A 3,461-nucleotide genomic window follows, 5' to 3' on the forward strand; every position below is an offset into this window, starting at 1 on the left:
GGCTCTTCATCGCGGATACGTAGAAAGACCGGAAATCGAGGGATGCCGTTTTCGGTTAACCCCTGGTGACGAAACGTGACCCGGCTCTCTAACGGCGGCCGGCGACGCCGTTCCTCATGACTAAGCCCGCTTCCGATAAAGAAGATGACCCCATCATCCGTGCGCACCTTGAGTGAACCAATCAGGCCATCAAACTGACCTTTGCCTGGCCGATACCCGATGACTGTGGCCTCGGCATCGGTGAATAATTTCAGCTTCAGCAAATCCTGACTACGCCCACTGGCGTACAACGCGGTTTCCCTGTGCAGCATCAACCCCTCCCCACCTTCATCAATCACTGTGTGCAACCATTTCAACAAGTCTTCTTCGCTCCCGACCCGCTGTTGTTCAATGATCCCCAGATAGGGAGAGTCGCTTTCGGTCTTGAGGCGATTCATCTCGATGACCCGTTGGGCAAATATTCCGCCATGTGCCGGGAGATCAAAGACCATCAAGCGCACGTTTCGCCATCCATCATGGGATTGTTGTGTCCGGACAATGGACGACACCTCTTCATATCGGCCTCGCCCCATCCATAACTCCCCATCCAAGGGAATAGGAGGAAACCGGTTGATAAACCATTCCGGTGCCGCAAACACGTTACCGCCTCGTGAAATCAAATGTGTGCCATCCCAACGAGCGCGCACGCCGTCGAGTTTTTCGCTGACCCGGTATTGGCTGAGATCAAGACCCTCTCGGTAGATGTCAGCCAACATCAGTTCGGGTATGGTGCCGGCTTGTGTGAGAGCGAAGGGAAGAAGAATGATCAGAAGGATGACCGGAAACAGGCGGTTCTGAAGCCTGAGGCCTGACTCCGACATGCTCAAGCTATCCTGCGTCATGTTTGGTGGGGATGATCCAGGAAGGGGGTGGTCTTCATTATCTTCTCTCAAGGGAGGAGTGATCTGGTCATTCGGCGATCGTGTCAATCAGTTCGATCTCTTCAGGCAATAATGACAACTGCTCGGCCTGAAGATCCTCTTCCATGTGTTGTTGGCTGGTCGTTCCGGTCAACGGGAGCATCCCGATTTGCATGGCAAAACGAAAGACCACTTGCGCGGGACTCGTCCCCAATCGTTTTGCTATGGTCCGAATGTCGGGGTCGGCCATCACGTCTCTGTTGGCCGTCAGGAGCGAAAAGCCCTGGTAAATGATGCCATGAGCCTGGCAAATTCCCCTCACTTCTCTATCCCATCCATGGGAGGCATAACACCGGTTCTGCACGACCATCGGTTTGGTCCTCGCCTCTTCACACAGTTGGGTGAGTTGCCCGGCCGTGACGTTGCTAATGCCAATCATTTTGGTCTTCCCTGTTTGATAGAGGTCCTCCATGGCCGCCCACACCTCACGGTCAGCATCTCCCAAGCCAAATCGTGAGTACGGACCATGCAATACATACGAGTTCACATAGTCGGTATGGAGATGGGTGAGCGAGCTGGCAAATGATTGCTGCACCTGAGTGGTGAGATCGGCCGAGGCATCATAGGGGGTACGATGGTCCTGTCCGTTCACCGGCGTAAATTTCGTTTGTAAAAACAGGGTCTCCCGTTTAACTCCCATCTTGTCGAGTGCCAGCAGAGCTTCACCCACCAGGTCTTCCCGGTAATGAATGAGCTGGTTGGCCGTGTCGATGGCTGTGAACCCCGAACCCACCGCCAATTGCACCAGATGGGTCGTGGCGCCTTCTTTCCACGCCGTGCCATACATCAAGGAGGGAAGTGGGACATTATTGTGTGCTGTTAAAGTCATAACGATTCCTCCAGATTCAACGACCTACCCGGGTTTGTCTTCTCCCTGCCAAGTTTCTGCAAGTCCGGGATGGAAATGTGAGCCCTATTCTAGCGACTTCGCTTGTATTTTTCAGGTATTCAGGCAGTATTTGGGCAGAAATGGGAGGGGCCGTGGAATTTGCTGCCGTTAGGAATGAGGTCATGGCCTGCCTGAGCATCAAATATTCCGGCAGACGCACTATCAATTCACACGGTTGCCGGCCGGCATTCTACAGATGTTCACGGCCATGGGGGGAACGAAGATCCTGATCCGGGCCGAGGGGAACGATCCCCGTGGGGTTAATGTCATCGTGGGTGATGTAGTAATGGCGTTTGATGTGATCCATATTGACGGTCTCCGCCACGTCGTCGTATTGATAGAGATCTTTGAGGTACCCAAACAAATTAGGATAATCAATGATGCGCCGGATATTACATTTGAAATGTCCGTGGTACACCGCGTCGAACCGGATAAGCGTCACGAACAGGCGCCAGTCCGTCTCTACCGGGTTCATGCCAAAGAGATACCGCTGCGTGTCTAACAGCAATTCCAATGTATCCAGCATCTCAAATAGACGCTGTGTTGCTTGTTCATAGGCTGATTGAGACGTCGCAAATCCTGCACGGTAGACTCCATCATTGACCTGTTCATAAATATCGTCATTCAGTTGGTCAATCTCCTGTCGGAGATCAACCGGATACAGGTCTAATTTGCTGGCGGTAAACCGATTGAATGCCGTATTCAACATCCGCATGATGTCGTCATCGGAATTACTCACAATCCGGCAGGATTCTTTATCCCATAACACGGGCACAGTCACCCGTCCGCGATAGGCCGGATCATTTGCACGATAAGCCTCACTCAGAAACTGAAACCCGTTGACGGGGTCGGTCGAATGTGCCGGTCCGTCACGAAAGGCCCAACCCCGGTCGTCCCGGATCGGATCGACGACCGTCATGCCAATCACGTCTTCCAACCGTTTCAGCTTTCGCACAATAATCGTGCGATGCGCCCAGGGACATGCCCAGGACACATACAGATGATACCGCCCACGCGCGGGGGGATATCCCGAACTGCCATCGACGGTCACCCACTCCCGGAACGCATCACCTTGACGCGTAAAGGCTCCTTCGCTGGATTGTTCGTCAGGAAATTGTGGTTTTTTGTTCATAGCATTCTCAATGATCTAATGGGCATAGGACTTCTTTCCGCTGAGGCGTTTCCTCCTGAATGCCCAAAGCGCGGGACTCACCTAGAGCAAAGGTAATTACCCTTAATAGTTGACGTTGCATGATTTAGTGTGAGAATTCTATATAATTGTTTTTGCCCTAAATAAACAGACTTATTTTTCCGAGTAAGTAATACAAACTAAAGTAAACTCTTTCTTGAATTATCTTTTGATGAGTTAGAAATATGACAATCGCTGCTTTTCTCGAAAAGTTTTCTGACCAAATCGAATCCAAACCTATGGAGTCGAGCGTTAATCCCCCTCGGGTTACTTATGGTCCATTAACGGATGAAGATGAAGAGGAGATTTTCCAAATACCCCAAGAAATAATTGATGAATTGTAATCTCTACACTTTAAGCAAGCTTGAAAATTAGAAAATACCTCATTTACAAAGATGGGAGAAAAGAAAATAAAATACTTACA

General features: G+C 50.8%; 3 protein-coding genes. All 3 read right to left on the minus strand.

Going from position 1 to position 3,461, the window contains the following annotated elements; translation table 11 throughout:
* Positions 1-860 (minus strand): DNA ligase (locus AAH187_RS12200; protein WP_342348737.1); only part of this gene is annotated, 860 nt, incomplete at its 3' end.
* Positions 861-948: 88 nt separating this feature from the next.
* The gene (locus tag AAH187_RS12205) at positions 949-1,788 is read right to left on the minus strand and encodes an aldo/keto reductase (RefSeq protein ID WP_342348738.1); all 840 of its coding nucleotides are present in this window, start codon (positions 1,786-1,788) and stop codon (positions 949-951) included.
* A gap of 250 nt (positions 1,789-2,038) precedes the next feature.
* Positions 2,039-2,980, minus strand: coding sequence for a glutathione S-transferase family protein (locus AAH187_RS12210; RefSeq protein WP_342348739.1), 942 nt, complete (start codon positions 2,978-2,980; stop codon positions 2,039-2,041).
* Positions 2,981-3,461 lie beyond the last annotated feature (481 nt).

It is taken from the genome of uncultured Nitrospira sp. (assembly GCA_902500695.1).
In the GTDB taxonomy this organism is placed as follows: Bacteria; Nitrospirota; Nitrospiria; order Nitrospirales; family UBA8639; genus Nitrospira_E.